Annotated in this window: 15 protein-coding genes and 1 pseudogene; 3 read left to right on the top strand and 13 right to left on the bottom strand. The window is 57.9% G+C overall.

Annotated elements, in window-relative coordinates; genetic code table 11:
* Nucleotides 1-237: 237 nt before the first annotated feature.
* The 3 genes from FH061_RS16265 to FH061_RS16255 form a co-directional block, all read right to left on the bottom strand.
* Nucleotides 238-573, bottom strand: a complete 336-nt coding sequence (locus FH061_RS16265) for a DUF5710 domain-containing protein (RefSeq protein ID WP_151636888.1) — start codon at nucleotides 571-573, stop codon at nucleotides 238-240.
* A 261-nt stretch (nucleotides 574-834) separates the two neighbouring features.
* Nucleotides 835-1,260, bottom strand: coding sequence for a response regulator (locus FH061_RS16260; protein ID WP_151636887.1), 426 nt, complete (start codon nucleotides 1,258-1,260; stop codon nucleotides 835-837).
* Between the two features lie 268 nt (nucleotides 1,261-1,528).
* Nucleotides 1,529-3,100 carry an O-linked N-acetylglucosamine transferase, SPINDLY family protein gene (locus FH061_RS16255; protein WP_151636886.1) on the bottom strand — a complete coding sequence of 524 codons (1,572 nt, stop codon included), beginning with the start codon at nucleotides 3,098-3,100 and terminating at the stop codon, nucleotides 1,529-1,531.
* Nucleotides 3,101-3,645: 545 nt separating this feature from the next.
* Between FH061_RS16255 and FH061_RS16250 the strand changes: the two genes are divergently transcribed.
* On the top strand, nucleotides 3,646-4,389 hold the full coding sequence (locus FH061_RS16250; RefSeq protein WP_151636885.1) for a hypothetical protein: 744 nt from the start codon (nucleotides 3,646-3,648) through the stop codon (nucleotides 4,387-4,389).
* 467 nt (nucleotides 4,390-4,856) lie between these two features.
* Nucleotides 4,857-6,980, top strand: coding sequence for a hypothetical protein (locus FH061_RS16245; protein ID WP_151636884.1), 2,124 nt, complete (start codon nucleotides 4,857-4,859; stop codon nucleotides 6,978-6,980).
* A 416-nt stretch (nucleotides 6,981-7,396) separates the two neighbouring features.
* On the opposite strand, the gene FH061_RS16240 is transcribed toward FH061_RS16245, so the two are convergent.
* The 7 genes and pseudogenes from FH061_RS16240 to FH061_RS16205 form a co-directional block, all read right to left on the bottom strand.
* Nucleotides 7,397-7,654 carry a hypothetical protein gene (locus tag FH061_RS16240; protein ID WP_151636883.1) on the bottom strand — a complete coding sequence of 86 codons (258 nt, stop codon included), beginning with the start codon at nucleotides 7,652-7,654 and terminating at the stop codon, nucleotides 7,397-7,399.
* A 16-nt stretch (nucleotides 7,655-7,670) separates the two neighbouring features.
* On the bottom strand, nucleotides 7,671-8,864 hold the full coding sequence (locus FH061_RS16235; RefSeq protein ID WP_192805096.1) for a flagella assembly protein FlgT middle domain-containing protein: 1,194 nt from the start codon (nucleotides 8,862-8,864) through the stop codon (nucleotides 7,671-7,673).
* A gap of 1 nt (nucleotide 8,865) precedes the next feature.
* Nucleotides 8,866-9,588 (bottom strand): LPP20 family lipoprotein, encoded by a 723-nt coding sequence (locus FH061_RS16230; protein ID WP_151636881.1) that lies wholly within the window; start codon nucleotides 9,586-9,588, stop codon nucleotides 8,866-8,868.
* A 358-nt stretch (nucleotides 9,589-9,946) separates the two neighbouring features.
* Nucleotides 9,947-14,098 (bottom strand): annotated as a pseudogene (locus tag FH061_RS16225) (DUF4214 domain-containing protein).
* 211 nt (nucleotides 14,099-14,309) lie between these two features.
* Nucleotides 14,310-14,720 (bottom strand): hypothetical protein, encoded by a 411-nt coding sequence (locus FH061_RS16215; RefSeq protein WP_151636878.1) that lies wholly within the window; start codon nucleotides 14,718-14,720, stop codon nucleotides 14,310-14,312.
* Between the two features lie 151 nt (nucleotides 14,721-14,871).
* A complete protein-coding gene (locus FH061_RS16210; RefSeq protein ID WP_151636877.1) occupies nucleotides 14,872-15,165 on the bottom strand; it encodes a hypothetical protein in 294 nt (97 codons plus the stop codon).
* Between the two features lie 396 nt (nucleotides 15,166-15,561).
* On the bottom strand, nucleotides 15,562-15,855 hold the full coding sequence (locus FH061_RS16205) for a hypothetical protein (protein ID WP_151636876.1): 294 nt from the start codon (nucleotides 15,853-15,855) through the stop codon (nucleotides 15,562-15,564).
* 233 nt (nucleotides 15,856-16,088) lie between these two features.
* Between FH061_RS16205 and FH061_RS16200 the strand changes: the two genes are divergently transcribed.
* Nucleotides 16,089-16,922 (top strand): polysaccharide deacetylase family protein, encoded by an 834-nt coding sequence (locus tag FH061_RS16200; protein ID WP_151636875.1) that lies wholly within the window; start codon nucleotides 16,089-16,091, stop codon nucleotides 16,920-16,922.
* 133 nt (nucleotides 16,923-17,055) lie between these two features.
* Here FH061_RS16200 and FH061_RS16195 read toward each other — a convergent pair whose 3' ends face one another.
* The 3 genes from FH061_RS16195 to FH061_RS16185 all read right to left on the bottom strand — a co-directional run bounded on the left by FH061_RS16195 (nucleotide 17,056) and on the right by FH061_RS16185 (nucleotide 22,214).
* The gene (locus FH061_RS16195; protein ID WP_151636874.1) at nucleotides 17,056-19,107 is read right to left on the bottom strand and encodes a DUF4214 domain-containing protein; all 2,052 of its coding nucleotides are present in this window, start codon (nucleotides 19,105-19,107) and stop codon (nucleotides 17,056-17,058) included.
* An 81-nt stretch (nucleotides 19,108-19,188) separates the two neighbouring features.
* Nucleotides 19,189-20,571 (bottom strand): DUF1501 domain-containing protein, encoded by a 1,383-nt coding sequence (locus FH061_RS16190; protein WP_151636873.1) that lies wholly within the window; start codon nucleotides 20,569-20,571, stop codon nucleotides 19,189-19,191.
* Nucleotides 20,568-22,214 (bottom strand): DUF1800 domain-containing protein, encoded by a 1,647-nt coding sequence (locus FH061_RS16185; protein ID WP_192805093.1) that lies wholly within the window; start codon nucleotides 22,212-22,214, stop codon nucleotides 20,568-20,570. The genes FH061_RS16190 and FH061_RS16185 overlap by 4 nt, the downstream gene beginning before the upstream one ends.
* Nucleotides 22,215-22,219 lie beyond the last annotated feature (5 nt).

The raw sequence follows: 22,219 nt of genomic DNA, 5'->3' as shown, positions 1-22,219 counted from the left end.
CGACACGAGGAAAATATTGGCGGGGCGTGCGCTCCCCGGCGCCAATCCGAACCGCTCGCAACGCTTATCAAACACAGCCCAGAGCGGATTGCCGGTCGGTGTATGGAAGAATCGGTTTGCCCCGGGATGCAGGGCAAGACGCAAGGAGCGCCGTGTGGCGGGCCACACCAGCGCCGAACAGCGCGGCCATGTGCCCGGGGCCAGCCGAGGCGACCGACCATTCACCTGCAATCCGCTCTATGTCTTCGGCAGCCACTTGTCGAACCGGTCGAGCTCCGCCCCCTGCGGCGCATACCATTTCTTCCTGGCCGCATCCCACCGCGCGCCCAGCGCCTTGGCCTCGTCCTTTTCCGCATAAGGCACGCTCAGGTAAGACTTCGATGAAGATGACGACGAGGACGCCGGTTTGCTGCCTGCTACGACTTCCCGCACCGACAGCAAGGCCGGCCCGTAGGCCGCCTCGGGAACGTTGCGCGTCGAACCGTCCGCCAGCGTTTCAATGTACTCGGTAAGCTCTTCGGAAGCATGCATGCTGACATAAGGCGGATCAAATGGAGGCGCGGTGATTGACATATCAAATCATTTCTCATGAGGAATCGGGTCGAATCCCGCGGATATCGGTGCATCGGTCCATTGATGCATTGATGCATTGATGCATTGATGCATTGGTGCCTGTCATCCGCGGTACCAGACTGTAGCCGGAATGCCGGATGCATGCATGGGAGCGATGTCGGCCCGACCGCACTGACAATTCCGGAAGGCAGCGCGCCGAGGAAGATCATTGGGTCAGCCCATGCAATGCCATGTCCGCAGCATCATCGAGGTGCCGAGCCGTCATCCGCCGAACGCGGCATCGATTCCCTTCTTCAGCATCCTCACCGCCTCGTCCTTGCCGTATTTTTCGATCATCCCGCCAAGGTCGGTAAAGCCGGTGGCGCCGAGCACTCGTGATGCCGTACGCATGCCGTGGACGATCGCGCGGGAATAGCTGTAGCGCCGGCTGGTGTCGAGCATGACAAAGAAGGGAAGCGTGCCGAAGTCCTTGCTGGCACGGACATGCTGCAGCAGGTCGAACACCGCGCCGCCGTCGAAATGCACGCCGGACACCACGATATCGACGCCGTTGTTCAGCGCCGCCTTGGCCTCCTCCAGCGTGTGGCAATACACCGTTCGGTAGGCATCGCCGAGAAAGGATTGCACCAGGGCGACATCATCCTCTCGCACGGCGATCAGCAGGGTTTTCGAAGAGGCATGGGTCATTGGAAAATTTGCAGCGCAATGATGTTTCGTGCAGCGAATATTTGGCAGGCATCTTGCCGTACATGCAATCAACCTGATGCACTTAACCTTATGCACGTAACGTTAATCCAATCCTGACCTTAATGCATCAGCGCATTTGAACTCAGCGCCCCGAAAAATGCACCATTTCCCAGGCCGGATCAATAATGCACCGCCGCCCGGCGGTCCGTTATCCCGCTTCTCCCGCTTGGCTTGCCTCTCCCGCTGGTCATGCAGGACAACCGGCTCGCTATGGATGACCGGCATATCGCCGGGCGATGGCCAGGTAAGCATCCTCCAGCATGCGCGTGAATCCTTTCACATCGCAGAGCGGCGACGACCGCATCCGTTCCCGCATGCCGCCGCGCAAATCCTTGAGTCGCGGCAGGTCGCCGGCCAGCTCGCAGGCGATCGCGACATAGCGCCCGGCATCCGCCGCCGACAGTTCCGGCAGACCGATGGCGCTCAGAAACGCATGGGTCTGCCGGCTCACAACCTGCGCCTGCGGCCAGGTCACCACCGGCACGCCCATCCACAAGGCTTCGCAGCTGGTCAGGCCGCCGGTGAAGGGAAAGGGATCGAGCGCAATATCGATGTCGGCATACTGCTTGAGAAGATCCGCATGAAACGACGGGCCGCGCAGTTCGATGCGCCCGGGCGCAATGCCATGGGACGAGAAAGTCGCATGCAATGCGGCGCGCAGCTTGCCGTCCTGCAGGCTGCGCCACTTCAGCACCAGGCGCGATGAGGGCAGCGCCGCAAGGATGCGCGCCCACAGCGCAATCACCGGCCCGTTCAGCTTGGCCGTATTGTTGAAGCAGCCGAAGGTGATGAAACCGTTCTTCTCGAACGGCGGCGGCGCCACCTCGGCAGGCGCGAACGGCACCGGCACATAGCAGAAGCGTCCGCGCGGCAGGCGCACGATGGGCTCCACGAAATGCGCCTCGATTCCCGGCGGCGCATGCCACTCGTCAAGCAGCACCGCATCGATCACCGCCAGGCCGGTGGTGGCGAAATACCCGAGCCAGCTCAGCTGCACCGGCGCCGGCCGATGCGCGAAGGCGGCCAGCCGCGAGCCGCCGGTATGCCCCGACAGATCGACCAGCACATCGATGCCATCCTGCCGTATCCGTTCGGCCAGCGCCGCATCGTCCAGCGCGGAAACATCGCGAAACCGGCTGGTGCTGCGGATGGTCGCGGTCACCCAGTCATCCACGCGGCCCGCGCTGTAGGTGTACGCGGCTACCCGGTCCAGGCGATGGCTGCCGATCACATCCTTGACGAACAGGCCCACCGTATGCTGGCAGAAATCGGCCGACACATAACCCACCCGCAAGGGCCGCGATCCATCCAGCGCTTCCGGCATCAGCGGCGGACGCGGCCGCATGCCGCCGGCCCGCGCCATGGCCCAGTCGCCCCAGGCCCGCGCCTGTTGCAGGCGTTCCGCTTCCGGCACGGCCGGGTTGTATTCCAGGCTGGTCAATGCGTTCCTGCGCACCACGGCGCTGTCGGGCAGATGGCGCAGCAAGAGGGAGTACAGGCGATGGGACTCGGCATGATTGCCTTCATCCTTGGCGATGTTGGCCAGTTCGAGCAGGGGACGGGAATCGTTCGGCGCCAGCGCGCGGGCCTGGTCCAGGCATTGCCGCGCGGCCGACAGCAAGCCGGTGGAATACAGCAACCCCGCCACCATGAGCAAGGCATCGACATTCCCGGGCTGGGCATCGAGAACCTGCTGGCATGCATCGAGGCATGATGCGATGTTGCCTTGTTGTGCAGCGGCCTGGGCCATGGCGAACTGCTGTTTCCAGTCTTGCATCATTTGATTTGCAAAAGAAGTGAGGGGCTTTGCCGGCCCAGAGCATAGCGCAATTTGCGGCATTCGCAGCGAGGGACTGGCGCGATGCGTCGAGCATCCGGCGCAACATCCATGCGGCAGGCCGGTCTGCCAGCCCCGATGGACATCACGGCGGCGCGACCCATTGGTTCACAGAACCCCGTCTGCACCGGCCTGCTCCATTTCTTATTCAATAAAGCCGTTGCTGGGGCGCCGGAAATAGCGAAATTGCGGAATGGCGGAATGGCGGATGGGCAGGTAAGCAGCAGGCAAGGGAACCGAATGCGGTTGCCATGCCACGCAGAATGCACTGCCATTGAAAAAAGTCGGGGGGTTTGATGTCGGGATTGTGGAATACTTTTCGTAAAGCGATACATCTCGGCGCTTCCAGCACCAGGCCGAATACCAACCCGGATACCACAAGCGCGACAAGCCATCGTGGAGGAAACGACGCCGAGGAGACAAGGCATCAACCGGGGCCAGCCCGCCGGACGAGGGATAGCAGAAGCGCCAAGTCTCGCATTCTGGGTTTGTTCCAGAAAAAGCCGAAACAGAATGCTCCTGCCGCAAGAACCTCCAGCCCTGCTCCCAGCACGAACCTGCACTCGGTGCAACACTCGACCACAGCCTCCACCAGCGCGAATCCGGCAGTGATGCCTCCCAATGCTCGGCTGCCCGAACGCAATCCCATAACTGTAGACGCCTATATGCAATCCACGCGCAAGCTTCTAAACACTGTCCTGAAAACCGATTGGGAGGCGATTCTCCACTGCATCAAGGACGCCATCGTGAGCGATAATTTAAACGAGATGGATAATTTGCTATACAGAACGGCGTTAAGAAAGATGTATCTACTCCCAAAGTCCGTACTCGATATTGCCAGGAAATATCCGCAGGAACTGGATAACGCGGCGTTCCGGAAAGCGTGCCAGATCGCGTGCGGGCTCAGTGCCGACGCCATTCCAAGCAACACAACAACAGTAGACCCGGTTTTCAATCCGGCGGTATTGCTGGCAAGCTACTACAGGGCCCGCAGCGAGGAAGCCACCGCTGCACATGCTGAAAGCCCCAATCAGTCAGGGCGGTTAGGCGAACCCGATCCCCGGCCCGAGCCGGCAGGCAGTGATCCAGACCTTCGCCACTGGAACGACGTAAGTACGAAATGGATGTTGACTTACGACCTCAAAACAGCGATAGAGGCAGGCCTTGTGAGAACGAAGTTACTAAACGACGCCATTGAAGCCTATGAGCGCAGCCGCCGCCCCGGTAGTTAAACGCTTTCGGCTTGAGCCGGCCCGGACGGGCTGACAAAGCGGATCGGGAATGGGTTGAAACAGCTTGCACTCATGTCTGTCGAGTAGTACCCAATGGAACTTTTCGACACCAGGCCGCCACCTAGTGGCCCCCTGCGTAACGCATATTGACGTCGACAAGAGCCATGACATCCCGCATTCCCCCGTCTGTCCATGCTTCCCGAATCCAGGGCAGCCAAACCGCTTCCACCAATGAGGCCGAACAGGCCGCAACCCAACAACGCCGTCAGAACCTCCTGGCCAGGCTACCCGCCAATGGAATGTGGGTTCTGCAACAGTTGCCATCCCCCCATCCAAGAACACGAGACCCCTCCCCAGGAACACAACACAACCCCCACAGGTTCAGGGGACCGCCGTTCATGAGACTGGTACAACCTGCGGAACCGACCCCGTCACAGGAATCGAATCGGCTGACTCTCGGCGATATCATGGACATCCTTACACGGATCCAGGATAGCCCCGCGATCGAGTATGTCGTGCGCAATCCGGAAGGCATCCCCGATATATCCAGCCCCGCAGGTGCGCGCGAGCTGATCTACAGCGGGGTGAACAATCGCAACACAACAATGGATGTGAGCCTGCACATCGATGAAAACAATATGCTGTCCCGCATGATATTGGAATCGGAATCCATCGAGTCGGACAACGTCTTGAGACGAGAAGCTTACTTTTTGCCGCCTTTATTGGGCCAGTCCGCCACACCGCCCCCTCGTGCTGCCTGGACTAGGGATTTATACGCGGAAACCAGCAGGCCATCCGTCTCGACGCGTCCGCGCAGCGATAGAAGCACGCCCCCCGAAGCGCCTCCAGCACAACGCCGCCGAATCGCCACCCCGCCTCAGGCGCAAGCTGCCGCCAGTCCGGAACCCATGCCAATGCCACGTATTCTGGACATGGCGCAAATGCGCGACTTCCACCAGAACGGCATTCATGTCATCGAGCCCCCTGGCATTGAGCAGCCCGAATTGGCGCCGGCCGCCCATGATGACCGCCTCACCGTCGAGGACGGCATTCGCGATGCCGATGGAAGCCTGCATTACTATCTCGAAAAGCAGACCGAACAATCCTGCGCCCAGCATGCGGTCAATGCCATGCTGGGCGGACCGTTCGTGTCGTTCAATCAATTCGTCCAACATGAACTCCGGAATCGGCCGGCAAATACGACAAGATCAGAGGCAAATATCCTGGACGCGATAGCGCGTGGAGGCGTGGAACCGGAATCAGTGCTCGGCGTGCTGCACGGACAAGGGTTTGCGACGACGGCCTACAGGCATGTCCCAGCCGCCGGTGCGGACGACAGGCCAGTAATCAACTGGGAACACCTTGCGCAGATCGACGACCTTGATACCGACCGGCTGCTCATGCATGCCAGCACGGTCACGGAAAATTCGCACACCGGACGCATGACCGCCCTGGGATCGCACTTTGTTGCCTTCCGGCGGGACTCGCAGACAAGACAGTGGGTACTGCTGGACAGTGTCCGACTATCTGCGCAAACCATGGCTCCATTGGAATACCTGCGGGATCTGGACGCCGGATCGGGATTGCTCAATGAGGTGACTGTGATCGCGCCGCGCCACCGGTTGCGCCTGGCCGCCGGGGCTGTAGCGCAAGATCAGGCTACCCAAGCTGCGGGGCCTTCGTCCGGGATTGCCGCTCCACCTGCTGAACAACAGGCAACAGCGGGAACGAGCATTAAAAAATTAAAAGAATCCACCGTTGATAGTCGTGCCACCGGCATAACGCACAAGCTGACTTACCTCGTCACGGAAGGCAATTCAAAAAGCACAGTTAGAACTAAAAATTATTATTTATCAAATTTCGCCAGCGACGCTGCCGCCCGAGCCGCGAGGCAGAAAGATATTGAAAGCATCGAGAACGGCACGTTCGTGCCGCCCCCTGAAAGACATCGTGGCGAATCCGTTCCTGGTTATCCCGAGTTAACGTGGTTTGGCGACGAAGGTCGTACCATGAAAAACCATTGTGAACTTCGAATCAAGACCATAGACGAGCTGAAAGGGCTAACCAGAAATTTCACGATGAAGCAGTATGGCGACAAGGAAAAGGCTGTGCAGGCCGCAATAGAAGAATTGCGAAACATAAAAGAAAATCCCCACCTCTACAAAAAATTAGGAAAAGCGGAGTACCAAAGTATCGTTCGAGGCGTACATTGGTCTTCATTCGAGAAGATTTGGGTCTTCGGTGTTAAAGGGCCGGATGGAAAAATGTCGCGCACAAAATTTTCTGATGCGGACCATGAGAATCCGCAATTGGCTGCAGAACAGTACGCACTTGATCATGGCGCACATCCAGCCACCCGCGCGGCTTCACGATTCGCTCCAGGTTTAAGGCGCGTGCCTCCCGTGATCTGGAATCATGATCAACGAGCCTTCATGGTCACCCACGGAGAGGAAACCCGGGCGTTCAAGCCTGCCGACTACAGCAACGATCTGCTGGCCGCGAGAACAGCCGCGGAAAGCCATGCGACAGAGATTGCGCAAGCGCACCAGGACGACCCCATCCCGATGCAATGGCGTCCAGGAAAAAAATGACACCCCGCTGAAGTTCCGGGGCGCCTTCGTCCTCACTGGACTGCACGAGGCCGGGAAAATGTGCCTGCGGGCGGAAGCAGGATTTCGCACCCCCTGCTTTGCGCTGCCGTAGCCGGACCGGCATGCAAGCCGGTCCGTGGGTAGAGGCGCGGCTCCTTGACATGGCTGGGCCGTGTCAAGGAGGACTCGGCGCCCCCGCAACGCAGTAATGCGGGCAAATGCTTCCACATCGACAGTACAGTCAAACCGAAAACGCTCGAGAGCGGATTGCAGGTGGATATATGGAAGAATCGGTTTGCCCTGGGGTGCAGGGCAAGGCGGGAGGAGTGCCGTGTGGCGGGCCACACCAGCGACGAACAACGCTGCCGTGCGCCCAGGGCAAGCCGAGGCGACCGACCATTCACCTGCAATCCGCTCTAGGGATAAGAATAAGCAGGACTCTGCCCCGCCACCGCCGCAGCCCTCACGGCATTCATCCTCTGCGTCATTTCCTGCAATTGCCGCTGCTGCTGTTCCTGCCATTGCACGATGGCATGCTGGCGTTCGGTCAGCTGTTCGAGCTTTTCGTTCGTCGTCATCTTCCTGGCCTTGGTGCGGCCATTTTCCGACGCATGCGCATTGGCGCACAGCGCCGCAACGCCCAATAGCAATGCCAACCGCATCGTTGTCTTCATCTTCCTGCCGCCTTATTCATTGGCTCGATGATGCGAACCGCACATAGTCGCCCACCTTCAGGTGAACCCGAGCCGGCTGTTCGGACATCTCTCCCACCGAGAACGCCGGATGAACCTGCACCACGGAAACCGTTGCCACCGGCGACTCCGGAACGCCGCCCGCGCCATGCAAGGCGGCGCCCACGTCCCATTCCGGTTTCCTGCTGTAGGCAATGAGCTTGTCGCCGGGCTGCACCGCGGAAGTCACGCCCGCATCGAAAATAAGTTTCCTGTTCTCGATCCTGACGATCCTCGCCGTAAAGGGCAGCGGCGCAAGGTCTTGCATCATTTCCGCCGCCGCCGAACCCAGCACCGCATCCACCACGCAGCCAAACGCCGTGGAAAAGAAAGACGCGCTGCCAAACGGCCGATGGCGGCCAATGCCGACTTCGCCTTCGCCTTGCCGGCCGATGCGGCGCTCGGCAATCAGCACGCCGGTCAATCCATCGTAGAGGCTGGTGCGGACCTCGAAATTGCGGGTCGTCGTGGAAGACAGAAAGCCCTTGACCGTGCTCGTTCCCGCATCGACCACTTCGCCGGCAAGAACGAACTGGCTGTCATTGTCCCGGGCCAGCTGCCGTACCGCTGCAGCCGTCTGCTCGGGCGTCGCGCCCATCCGTTCATTGGGCACGACGTACTTGCCAAGCCGCGGCTGCAGCTTGCCGCTGCGCCCCAGCCTCTCGTACAGATTGCGCGACATGCCCAGCGGCACATCATCCATGTCCGCCACATGCTCCGGCCTGGTCACGCGAAACGGCGTAATCAGCACCTTCTTGCGATACGACGCGGTGGCCGACGCATTGCCGCCCTCATCCTCATCGAGGCCAAAGCCACTCCCGGCGTCATCGCCGGCCTGCATCAGCACATGCAGGGCATCGCCGCTCTTCCATTCCCGCACGGTGGATGCCGGCCCCACCTGGCCCGCCGGGCGAACCGCGGCGCTTTGCAGCAGCTCGCCGCTCGACGTCATCTGCTCGCCGCTCACCACGACGGCGCCGCGCTGCAGCGCCAGCTGCCGCCTGGCATCATCTTTAGCGGCCTGCCGCGCATACGCGATCCCCTTGTCGAGCGGCGCCGCGCCTTCCGCTTCCATCGGGGCCGCATGAACGGCCGGCGCGGTGAAGGCCAGCGCAGCAAGGGCCGCCACGGCCATGTAACCATCGGGCTTCATGTCATTCCGCGGAATAGAAGGAAGTCCCATAGGCACGGCCTGGGCCCGCGGTGCCCCTGATGCCGTCATCCACGACGCGGCGCTGCGCGCCCATCGGCTGTGCCGCATAGACCGGAATCACGGGAGAAGCCGCGGGCGGCGCCACATGCACCGGCGCGGGCTGCGCCACATAGCTGCGGCTGGCGGGCTGCATGTTCTGCTGCGGCGATGCCGGCGGCAGATAGGAGCGCGCTGCCCTGTCATCGAAATCGATCTCGATCGTGGTCTCATAGTTGCCGTCCGCCATGGGCGTCACGCTCACGATCCGCGCGCCGCGCAGATACGCATCGATATACGCGCGGAAACCGTCGTTCTGGCTCATCAATGCGGAGATCGTCGTGTTGCTTGTCAGGCGGATGCCATAGACCTGTTCCGCCAGCGACCGGTACGCATCGAGCTTGGAAGCGCGCATGGCGAGCAGGCGCCTCTGGCCAGGCGTATGGCCCTCCGCCGAACTGGCCGCGCCATAACCAATGGCGCTCAGCCTGACCGGCGCATAAGCATCCGCGACATACTGGGTGTTCTGGGCCACATACTGCACTGGACCTTGCGGCGCATAGTGCACCACTTGCTGAGCCGGCTCCGGCGTGGAACTGCTTTTGCAGAGATTGTTGAGACAGGGAATATTTGAACAACCCGCCAACAGAAATGCGGCTGAAAAACTGAGTCCGGCTTTGAGATTCATTCTATGTGCCTTGATGCTTGTTGAGAGAAACGATGACTCGGTTCTTAAAGGCAACGTTTTGTGAAACTTTTGGTTTTTTGGGGTGGGGTTCGGATGGTTATGTATTTGGAAATTTATCAGGGTGCGAGAGCACATCAGTACTTCACGGTTTTCTAATTCTTCGTCCTTTTCGACGAATATCAGCAATTTTTGTGGGTAACCGTTTAGCTGCTCGATATGAAAAGTGAGCTCAGACTGTATTCGTATTTCTTAAAAGAAAAAGGCCGAGCTTTTGGCCCGGCCTTCATCACGGAAAACTTTTCTTAGTTTTCTGAGGAACTACAGGCCTTACTTCGATTCCGACTTCTTCTTCAAAGAGTTAAGCTACTGTAAGTGAGAAGATACCGTCAGCCCCTAATACCACTGACGTGACACCAGTCAAAGTAACGGTTTGCGCAGATGTCCCATTCCAGAATGTAAGTTCATCTGCACTAGCGACACCTCCTACATTAGCTGCAAAGTGCCACATATTGCCTGTCGCCCCGGTTACCTCGACTTTAGTTGCAGCGGCTGAGCCGGTTAGAGCGACATTTCCGGTGGCGACCTTATCAACATTCGTCGCCGATAATGAATCTCCATTAGTTAGGCCGACCAAGGTCACATCATCCCCGGCCACCAACTTAGCATTACCAATATTGTTTAATCGAGCCAAGGTCAGAGAAATAAGGTCATTCGTAGCATCGACAAAGTCAATTTTTGCATTCACTGCACTATCAGCTAAAGTTGCAATCGCTGAACCTGTATCCGCCAAGGTGACTGTTGCGTCTAAATGAACCTTAGCCTCTAAGGTGGCGAAGTGAGTTGATGACATTGCCGCAGCCGCAGAAACGATACCGGTGATGCTTCCGTTGCCGAGTTCTGCAACGCCACTCACAAGTGTGGTTAACTCACCAGCGTTAGTCACATTTCCGCTGATCGTCACGCCACCATCGGTCAGTTTTCCCAATGCTGTTGCATCAGTCAGACTCTTGAACTGCGCGCCGTCCAGAGTAATCGAGGTAACGCCATTGGCAACGACTTTGGCGATGTTCGCGACTACCGCAGCCTGGTTGTCGGAAACGATACCTAGGGTGGCGGAATCAGCAGCCAGCTTGGCTGCCACACCATTCGTAGCCAGCTCAGCAGCCGTCAAGGTAATGGCACTGATGCTGGCATCCTTGACCTTGGCAATATTGGCGATGACGTCGCTGACATTGGTTGTTACCGCGTTCAGGGTTGCGGAATTCGCAGCCAGTTTGGCTGCCACACCATTCGTAGCCAGCTCGGCAGCCGTCAAGGTAATGGCGCTGATGCTGGCATCCTTGACCTTGGCAATATTGGCGATGACCTCGCTGACATTGGTTGTTACCGCGTTCAAGGTTGCGGAATTCGCAGCCAGCTTGGCTGCTACACCATTTGTAGCCAGTTGGGCAGCCGTTAAGGTAATGGCACTGATCCCGCCAGCCGCAATTTCGGCAATACCTGCGACGATTGCGGCAGCTTCAGCAGAGTCAGTTACATTTCCGCTGATCGTCACGCCACCATCGGTCAGTTTTCCCAATGCTGTTGCATCAGTCAGACTCTTGAACTGCGCGCCGTCCAGAGTAATCGAGGTAACGCCATTGGCAACGACTTTGGCGATGTTCGCGACTACCGCAGCCTGGTTGTCGGAAACGATACCTAGGGTGGCGGAATCAGCAGCCAGCTTGGCTGCCACACCATTCGTAGCCAGTTCAGCAGCCGTCAAGGTAATGGCACTGATGCTGGCGTCCTTGACCTTGGCAATATTGGCGATGACCTCGCTGACATTGGTTGTTACCGCGTTCAAGGTTGCGGAATTCGCAGCCAATTTGGCTGCCACACCATTCGTAGCCAGCTCGGCAGCCGTCAAGGTAATGGCGCTGATGCTGGCGTCCTTGACCTTGGCAATATTGGCGATGACGTCGCTGACATTGGTTGTTACCGCGTTCAGGGTTGCGGAATTCGCAGCCAGCTTGGCTGCCACACCATTCGTAGCCAGTTCAGCAGCCGTCAAGGTAATGGCACTGATGCTGGCGTCCTTGACCTTGGCAATATTGGCGATGACGTCGCTGACATTGGTTGTTACCGCGTTCAGGGTTGCGGAATTCGCAGCCAGTTTGGCTGCTACACCATTCGTAGCCAGCTCGGCAGCAGTCAAGGTAATGGCACTGATGCTGGCATCCTTGACCTTGGCAATATTGGCGATGACGTCGCTGACATTGGTTGTTACCGCGTTCAGAGTTGCGGAATTCGCAGCCAGCTTGGCTGCTACACCATTCGTAGCCAGCTCAGCAGCCGTCAAGGTAATGGCGCTGATGCTGGCATCCTTGACCTTGGCAATATTGGCGATGACCTCGCTGACATTGGTTGTTACCGCGTTCAGGGTTGCGGAATTGTTAGCTAACTTTACGGCTAAGTTAGCGATAGCGAATATTGCTGCAGTGAGCGTAACAGCCGGAACGCCACCGGCGGCAATGTCTGCCAAAACAGGTTTAGTCGTCGCCTCAATACCATCACGCGTGAATGTAAGGTTCGTCCCGTTGGACGTGAGAGTCACTGCACCCGTCACAGTCCCACCAAATATAATAGTCTTATTTGGCGCTGTGCCACTTTCAGTCACCGTGAATGTCGGCGCTGTTGAACCTCCACCGCCACCACCACCCGAACTAACCGGCGCAGTAACCACCTGATCAATCACAGTCCCGCCACTGGTACCGTTCACGCCCCCCGCAATCTCCCCAATCACCGAAGACTTGATCTCAGTCCCCAGATTGCTACCAGTAAAGCTGCTCGCAGCACTGCTCAAGCTACCGCTCTCCGCACCGCTGGTAATCGCAGTCTGCACCTTGTCCTGCGCCAAGCCTTCCGTCTTGGCAATGGTCGAGAACGCATCCACCACCTTGCTGGCATCAAAGGTCGATGCGCCGTTGATCGCATTGACGGTGGACTTCACTGTGGTGTTCAGCGCGCTGATGATCTTTGCCGCATCGGCCGACAGGTCGGTGATCTTGCTCACGACGGTCGATGTCAGCGGTGTGGTGCTTGCCGCGCTGACCTTGGTGGCGGTGCCGGTCACGACTTCCTTGATCACGTCTTGCGAATCCAGTGCAACCAGCGCGGTGCTCTGCGGCGTGGTGACATTGGCTGTTGCGGTGATGATCTTGTCGGCCAAGGCGTTGGCGACGCTGGCGGTGATCGATGTGGCATCGAGGTTGGTGCCGCTGCCGGCCGCGCCCTTGATCAGGCCGGCGGTGTTTTCCATCAGCATGGTCAGCTGTGCGACCGCGCCCTTGATCGCGACCGCATTCTTCTGGTCGGCCGGGGTTGCGCCTGTCGCGGTGGCCTTGCTGGTGTGGTTGAATGTCAGCAGGTCAACAGAGGTGTCCAGGCCGAGCGCGATGCCGACTTTCTTGACGGCGTCCGCGGTGCTGACGCCTTGGTTGACGATGGCATTGATGATGGTAGTCAACGGCGTGACCATGACTTCGGCGCCGCTGTTGCCATTGGTGGCGTTGGTCGTGGTCGACAGCACCTTGTCGTTGGTCTTGCCGGTGGTGAGGTCCTTGCCTCCGGTCACGACGATGTCGCCATAACCGCCCACGATGGTGAACTTGCCGTTGGCATCAGTCGTCACTGTGCTTGTGCCCCCATCCGGCAAGCCATCGCCATTGGCGTCGCGAATGACGTTGGCGTTCTGGATGATGCCGTTCTGCACTGTGCCCTTGATGGTCTGCACTTCGGTGATTGCCTCTGCCAGTGACTTCTTGGCGAGTGCTTCCACTGCAGCAGTGCTTGGCTCGGCCGTGCCTGCGGAACGCAGTGCCAGGTAGCTTTCGGCGAAACGGGTAGCGGCGCCATCGGCGGACTTCGCTTCGGCGGATACCGAGAACTCCAGGGCCACATCGCCACGGTTGATCTTGCCGCTGTCGATCATCTCCACCCAGTACGCTTTACCGGCGGCGTCGCTGCCGCGCTCGAACAGGTTGGCGTACAGTGCTTCCACATAGTCCGCGGTCGATGCGTTGGCATACTTGGTCTGAAATTCGCTCGACTGGCTGAAGTTGACGGCGATATCGCGCAGCGACATGCCGTTGCGCAGCATGCCAACCCAGTAGCTCAGGCCGCTGCTGTCGGCTGCACGGTCAAAGAAAATGTCATACAGACGCAATACAGCCGTGATGTTCTGTGCCTCCCCGGAATTCAGGAAGTTTTACACCATATCAATGGAACCCAAGCCCTGGTTGGCTTGCTCGGCCCAATAGCTGACGCCGGCGGTATCGCCGTCCCGGAGGAGCGCGTTTTGATAGAGTTTTTGAACGTAGGTCTGGATTACGGTCTGAGCCATGATGTCTTTCGTACGGGATGGGGATGTGGAAGAACTGCGTGCGGAGGTGAGCGAACCGGCAGGGCGGGTCGCAAAAGTTTCATCGCGGCAAAGTGTATCTGATAGGAAATACCATCCGTATCCCATAAACTAAGTATTTTTAACTTTTAGTTCCGTATGATTCAATACTTAGCGGCGATATTGATGACAGAAAAGCAAGGCCCTCCGGAGCTCGGGGATCGGAGTGTGGTTGCCCTGCTGGAACGAGGTTGGATACGTGCTTGCTTAACCGATGCGGTGCATCGGATGATGGCCGATTCTTAAGAAGGCATCCAATGCAACCGATCCATCGGAAGGATTAGAACAGCCGGCATTGCGTGCAGTCCACGCAGGTACTCGGGTCTAGCTCTGCTTGCCCTTCCTTCTTCAGCAATGCGCTGCACGCCGCTTGCTTTTGCCGTGTAGGTGCTATGGCGGGCTGATACGCCCGCAGTGCGTCATGTAACGTGACAATCCGATGCACCGCCTCGCTGAGTTGGGCCGGCGTCATGGCCGTTACCCTGTCACGAATCTCGGCACCGATACGCTCAGTCGATCGCGTGTCGATCGTACCGATCAGCCGCGCATGGTCATGCCGCACTTCGCTCGGCAGGTTCTTTACCTTTATCCTGACCAGCGCCCGGTAGGCTTCGATCAGCCGCTGCCGTATGTCCCCATTCTTTCGCAATGCCCGTATTGCTTGCTGAACTTCATGCCACGCATCTGTCATTGTTCCTGTCTCCGTGAGAACAACCGTTTTGCCTTATTGTGTTTCGGAAAAAAGTATAACCTCGCAAAAGCCGCAGCAGAACACTTGTCGTTCTATGATTTTTGCTGGTCCCTTGCACGCAGGATGAGCGGGAGCGTCAGGGCGCGGCTGCCTATACCTGGACCAGGACGGTATGGAATGCCGGATGGTTGCGGACATAGTCCGCTCGAACCTGGCCGCAAGCCACGTTGACGGGCTCGATGGACATCAGATCGGCAAGCGCGATGACTCTCCAGCTATCGCGTTTTTCGTGCATATCAAGACCATCGGTCTGAAAGCACAGCAGCAACGGCACCCCATTCACATCGATGCCGAACGCATAAGGTTCGGCGATAAAGCTTTTTCCGTCGTGGTATAGCCTGAGCTTGGTTCTGCGCTCAATGGCCTGCTTGATGATGCTCGACATGGGTGGCGATTCCTTGGCTACCTGGTTGACCATAGTTTCATGTAACCAATGTTGGGTGCCAATCCCATATCTATGTGAGCCGGCTCCATCGTTGCGATTAAGTAGATTCAATAACGATTCGGTTAAAACCGCGCAGATCGCCTCCAACGATGCTGCCGAAAACCGCTCGCCACGGAATGAAGCGAAGGACTTCAGGGCTTTCCCAGTAGTACCGGTTGGCGATAGCTACAAGCGCAAACCAGGGGTCTGCGAGATCCTGCCTCCGCCCTGCGAACAAATCTTCTCGGCCTCCCCTAGTACAGTCAAGCCGAAACCGCTCTGGCAGCGCCAAACTTCTCTGGCCCGTTACCGCCGCGCGGTTCGCAATCACATAGAGGATAGCCAGGAAGCATGTGCTTACACCTGGATCAGCACGGTATGGAACGCCGGATGATTGCGGATATAGCCGGGCTGAAACCGTGTGAACGAGTCTTCCAGCATCTTGATCATCACCTGCTCATGCGGGCGCACCAGATACCAGTTGTTGGGTGTGCGCACGCTCCCTTGCACTTCGGTCTGGAAGCACAGCAGCAGAGGCAGTCCGTCGGGGCATAAGCCGTAGGCATAGGGTTCGACGGTACGGCTGTAACCGATGTAGTAGAGCTTCAGCTTGCGCTTTGCTGCGATGGCTTGTTCGATGATGCTCGACATGGGTGGCGATTCCTTGGCTACCTGATTTGGTCGAGTGTCACTTAAGCAAAAGTACCGAACAATCCCATGAATATGTGTCAGCTTGCTGACATACCTAACCCGGAATAACGAAACCCCCTCGATTAAATTGACATGATTAAATAGTGCCGTATATCAAATTTGACCAAGAGCAAATGTAACCTCCAGTCAGTTAATACGATAGAAGAACAATAAAATTTATCTGGAGGGGGCAAATGTCGCAGGCAATCCCGATTCTCACTTATCACCGCATTGATAACGACGGCCTTTCCACCTCCACGGAGCCAGCCACATTCGGCCAGCACATGAACTGGCTGGCGGATCATGGATGGCGGTCTCTGACGACAAACGAGTTCGCGTTCTATGCGAATCGGCAAAACAAGTTTCCGGCCAAATCTTTTCTTCTGACCTTTGACGATGGATATGAAAGCGTCGCTTCAAACGCTTTTCCTGTTCTCAAGGATCTGAATTTCCATTCGATCTGCTTCGTCGCCACCAGGCACATGCGTCAGTCAGGCAGCCATCCAGGCTCTTCAAGCACGGACGATGCAAACTTCTTGACGTGGGAGCAGCTGCGCAATCTGCAAGCAAGCGGCTTGATGGAAGTCCATTCCCATACGCATGCGCATGCCCAATCAACTGATTACACCGAGTCGCAACTCAAAGCCGACCTGACGACTTCCCTCGACCTGTTGTCTACCGAACTGGCATTGCCAAGAACGTGTTTCCGGCACCTTGCATGGCCATGGGGCTACTCCAATGACACCTCGCGCGAGATCGCCAGGAAGGCCGGCTTTCGCTATCAATACACGGTGTCTCGTTCAGCGTATTTGAGTTCATCGCCGCTGGAGGACATTCCCCGGACCTGCTATGACGGGGCAACGCTCGTGAACTTTACGGCACAACTTCGTCTTCAGTGCGGCCCGCTCTCTGGCCTATGGCATGCGGCATATCCATTGATGCGGCGCGTCCGCCATGCTCCGGTCAGAAGTTTTCTTCGCCAGCGTGCAGCTTCTTCGAATGCGGCGTCGGAAATCGAGCCTGTTTAGCTGAGCTCGTTTCGATACGGCTTTACTTGCTTGATTGCCGGCGATGCTGGAAGCATCATTGTCGAACACGAAATGCGATAGTCATTTTCATGCCCCGTTTTGCGGTCCTATGCATGCACGGGAGCATTTACATTTAGGCAATGAACGGATGGAATTCGACGCCATTCTGAATGGAACCCATTACCTTCGCCTGGTTCTCCGCGCTTTCACTGAATTCGGCTAACATTCCATGTCGGCTGACTACACCGCGACTGAGCAAGTCAAGCCAGTAGTCGTAACCCGCTTGATCGGGCACGCGTCCGAGCGAGTTAGCATAGAGTGCGCTAATGAAATCTCGGTCAGGCAGGGTCGCTCCGTATTTCTGCTGAAATTCAGCCGATGCCAAGAAATTCCATGCTGCCCCCTGCAGCGTCATGCCCTTATCGGACTGGGCAATCCAGTACCCTAGTCCGGCGAGATCCGGCTTGCGTACGAATGCCGCCTGATACAGGCGATAGGACGCGGCTGCGCTGCCGTCAAGCGCCACATTGATGTCCGCAAACTGCAAGCGCTCGGTGTTCAAAAGCGTGTCGCTGCCCTCAACCCCATCCAGCGCCGCGACGGTTAATGCACCCGAATAGCTTGAGACATTGACTGCGTAATCTGCGCGACGTCCTGCATAAATTGCGGTGTCCAGTCCAGCCTGACCATCTATATAGTCGTTACCGTCTAAGCCGAATATGGCGTTGCCTGCGGAATTGCCGATGATTACATCATCAAGTCTTGTCGCCACCACGGTCGCAATCGTGGTGCCGAACGCGATGCCAATATTGTCTACGACGGCTGCATCCTCCCTGTCGCGTCCGATTGAACTCAGCTTTCCCGGTCGCAGATCGATCCGCGCACCGGCGCTGACCGCCGAGACGTCGATGACGTTGTATCCGCCGTCATCAACAATGACTTTCTGCAGCCGGCCGCTGTCATCGGTGAATGAATACCTGTCGTTCCCGGTATTTACGGCACGGCTGCCGTACAGCCAGCGCAACGCCGACACATCGTACACGCCCAAGTCAATGCGAGGTGTCCCGTTCATCACGTCATTGGATGACATGACGGTGTAACGGCTATCGTTTTCCTCACTTACTAGAATGGGCATCGAACCGGTATATGAGCCGTCCAACGGGTGTTTCAGACCCAACGCGTGAGCAAGCTCGTGCAGCAGCACGACTTTTCCGCGGCTACCGTCAGACAGGTTGGCTGCAGTAGCGGTATTTAACCAGACGTCTCCGGCAAGGTCGCCGAATTCGGGCTTCGGCAGGAAAGCATAGCCTTCCGTCGTTGCCTGTTCATTAATGCCAAATCGAACCTGCCCGTAGCTGCTCTGGGTATCGGCAACTTCAATGAAGTCGATCTGAGAATACGAGGAAATGGAAGACATCAGCGAGCGCACTGCTGCCTTTTGTGCTTCTGTCCAGGCTTGTACTCCGCTCCCCGCGTCGCCATTGCCGTATTGCGGCACGGTACCAGTGAAGCTGTAAGTGATGGATACCGGTGCACCAATCTGCATGGCCACGTTCCAGCGCACCGACGGTGATTCCACCAGGGTCTGTGGCCCCTTCTGCGAACTGTCGATAAGGTTAGCGACAAGCAACTCTTCACCGGAGCCCCAAAATCTAAGCTTTTCGATGTTATGCAGTTCGCTGTAACGCCGGTCCGAGTCGCCGATGCGAGACACGATCACGGTACGTCCGTCAACGCTGGCGCTGATCTGCCAATCACTGGCCTTTCCATCCATCGAGACAATGTCGAAGCCTCCACGGCCATCGACATAATCGCGGCCCCAGTCGGTATTGATCCAGTCATCGCCGCTGGAACCATAGATCTGGTCGTTATGCCCGGAGCCGGAGGTATGCTGAATATTGACCAGGGTGTCGCGCCCGCCCCAGCCATCAAGCGCATAGCCCGCCTCCAAATCGATCAGGACCGCGCCAGGTGCATCCCAGTATTGCGCATACATATGGCCCTGGTCGGAAGCGATGCGAGTGATCGTATCGTTGCCTTGACCGCCAAGGACTTCGCCGTTAGACCAGGTAATATTGTCGTCGCCGGCCTTGCCGTGGTAACGCACCCAGACCGTTCCAGGGGCGACTGTATTGCGATTGACGACGTCCGCGCCGTCAGTTCCAAAATATTCCGGAGTCTCCATTCGTCCTGCTCTCGATAATCGGGTCGTCAAGTCAGCGCGTGGTCCGCGCCATGTCTGCGGACCGGTATTGCGCGATGAGGCCTAGCCGTGCAGCAGCGGTAAGGTCTTCTGCGTAAAGTTGGCAAGATTGGGAAAGGCGGAAGTCACCTTGTCTGCAGGCAAACCCATCCATTGCATGATGGATGCGCCCACCTGATCGCTGCTCTGGGTCGGCACCCAGCGGCCCTTCTTCCATTGATCGCCATCATCGATCCCGCCAAGCACCAGGGAAGGAAAGCTGCCAACCACCTGCTTGCCCTTCACCGGCCCGCCCATGATCCACCAGTGACTTCCCCAGCCATGGTCAGTGCCGCCCCCGGAAGCCGGCTGCAGGGCTCTTCCGAATTCGCTCATCACCAGCGTCACGACGTTCTGATCCAGCCCGGCGGCCTTGATGGCGGCATCGAATGCCGCCATTGCCGGTGCCAGATTCGCGAGTTGCGTGTCGAGCGAAAATTCCGATGTTCCACGCTGATTGACATGGGTGTCGAATACCCCGAAGTCCACCAGGATGGCTTGCCGCCGGATGCCCTGCGCCCTGAATACCGGCAGCAGTGAAGCCACATGACGCAGGTTATTGCCCACATCGTTTGCCGGAAAGTTAATCGAAGGCGGCGTTGCCCGTCCATTTGCCGATGTCAGGGCAACCGCATCCTGGAAGCTTGCACCCATGGTGCGCGCATACTCGGCTTCGAACGCGTTGCGCGACTGCATCATGCCCATCGATTCGACAATCCGCGTCCATGGATCGTTGGTCTTGGCCAGATCCGCCGGCCCCCAGTACTGGCCCCATTCCGCCTGGGCCTGTGCAACACGGGATTGTTTTCCACGAACCAGCGTGTAGTCCGAAGAATAAGAGATGACCGGCAGCTTGTTTCTCAACGCAGCCGGCATCAGTTCCATTGCCCGGCCTGCCCAGCCGCTAGCGTCCTCGTCGCCCAGCCAGCCCTGCAGGTAGGAAACCTGCTCCGCATGCGACATCAGGAAAGGCGGAACCGGAGCTGACTTGGCCAGCACCTGTCCTGCCGTGACGGGTTTGATTAATGCGCCTACGTTGGCGATCATCGCCAGCCGCCCCTGGTTGTATAGCGGGGCAAGCTCCTTGAGAGCCGGGGGCAGACCGAAGGAGTGGCCGGCACTGCTTCCGTCCAGAGACACCAAGCTGTCCCTTGCCAACGCCAGGCCGGACCGTGCTTTCGCATAATCAAGATAGGCGCCGTCCGTGGGCACGAGGATATCGTTGCCGTCGCATCCGCCTTTCAAGAAAATGCAGACCAGCGCCTTGTAATCAGTACTGTCCGCGAACGAGGCGTTCGACAGCATTCCCAGCCCGGCCCCCAGGCCACCGGTAATGCCCAGGGCCCCTAGTCCTCCCAGCCCTGCTGCCCGTTTCAGAAACTGCCGGCGCGTATGGATGGAATTCATTTGATGACTCCGAATGGAGGAGATGCAAGCAGGAATTGAATCATGTTGGCCGCTTTGGTTTCGGGTGTGGCCCAAGACATCTGGTCGAGAAGCTGGTCGGCAAAATCACGGAGGGTTGGCGGCATCGAACCGCGAAAGTAACGCGCGCTGACCAGATTAATGAATTCGCGCTTCGACCTGCTTAATGCGGCCGCAAACTCGTCGAGCTTGCAGCCGGAATTCTTGAGATTCTTTGGTGCAGCCGTCGCCATCCAGGATATTCCGCCCAACCGCTGATTGAATTCGGAGGAATTCAGCAGTTTCTGTTCCGGAGCAAGCAACAGGCTGCCCGGAGCCCGATGAGTCGGCGAAAAGAAACTGAAGACCGATGGCGCATTGAAAGGCTGCTGATTGTAGGCCATGTAGAGGTTGCCGTTCGGGTCGTAGAGGGCCGAGGTGCAGCCGATACCGCGCAACATGGCTGAATTGAACAATACCGGCTCGCGCACCTTGCCGACATTGGTTTCCATGATCGCGGCATCATCGCCGCGGCGCGCTTCCGGATCGAGCAGAATGGCCTTTATGACTGCCTTCATGTCCCCGCGCACGCCGGAACCGTTGTTCTCGAATACGGACGCAATTCGTGCAATGTATGCCGGACTAGGATCGCTCGTCACCAGATGCTGAATCAGGCGAACGCTGACAAAAGGCGCAATGTTGGGATGCGCCATCAGAATGGCAATGACCTTTTCCAGATCCTGTTCGGCCGTGCCGCCTGCGCTGATCGTGGTGCCAAGCAGCTTCTTTTCCCCCGTATCGTGGGACTCTGTCCAGGTCGCCATCAGCGGATAGCGATACTGGGAACGCAACAGCGGCGCTGGCTGCGTAGGCAGGGGCCATTGCGTCTGCCAGCCAGTGAGCGCCCTTGCCATGGCCTGCACATCGTCCTGCGAGTAGGTTTCGATTAGCTTTCCGGAGGCATCGCGTACGGGCGTGCCATCCTTGTTTAGTTTCGTGACGCCGAGTGTAAAGAGCTGCATCAGCTCGCGGCCAAAGTTTTCATTAACCGAGCAGGTATCGCAGGAGCCTTCTTTCTTGTTCTCCACGTTATCGAGGTAGACACCCATTGAGGGGCTCCTGATTACGGCGCGCAGCAGGTCGGCGAAGTTGCCGAACACATTGTTCTGCAACAGGTTGAAGTACTGGATCACCCCAAAGCTCTGTACCTTCAGTTCTGAGACGACAATGAATTGGGACAATGCCCATGTCGTGCGCAGCCGCAACTGATCAGGCGCGGACAAGGTCAGCGTAGAAAAGTTTTTCTTGAAGTACTCATGATATGGCCGGCCCCGTATACCCGGGGTGTCATCCGAATTCCAGTTCTCGGTAAAGCTGCCGTCAATCTGACTCGGCGCAAGAGCGAACTGGCTGTCTATCCAGCTTGCGAGGCCCTTCTGCCTGACTTCTTCCACGGAAGCTGGGGTCGGGCCGAAGCTGGCATGCTCAAGAAATCGGGAAGCCGCATAGCTTTTGACACCGGCAGCCGCCGGCATTGCAAAAGGAGTCGAGTAAGCCGAAGTGAAAAAGGAGGCTGCAGCGTTGCCCGCATTAGCGTTGGCATTGGCATTGGCGCTTGCGCTGGCATTGACCCCGCCAGTAGGCATGTCGG

Source organism: Noviherbaspirillum aerium (assembly GCF_008929045.1).
Classification (GTDB): domain Bacteria; phylum Pseudomonadota; class Gammaproteobacteria; order Burkholderiales; family Burkholderiaceae_D; genus Noviherbaspirillum; species Noviherbaspirillum aerium.
This window is presented reverse-complemented; position numbering and strand designations above follow the sequence as displayed.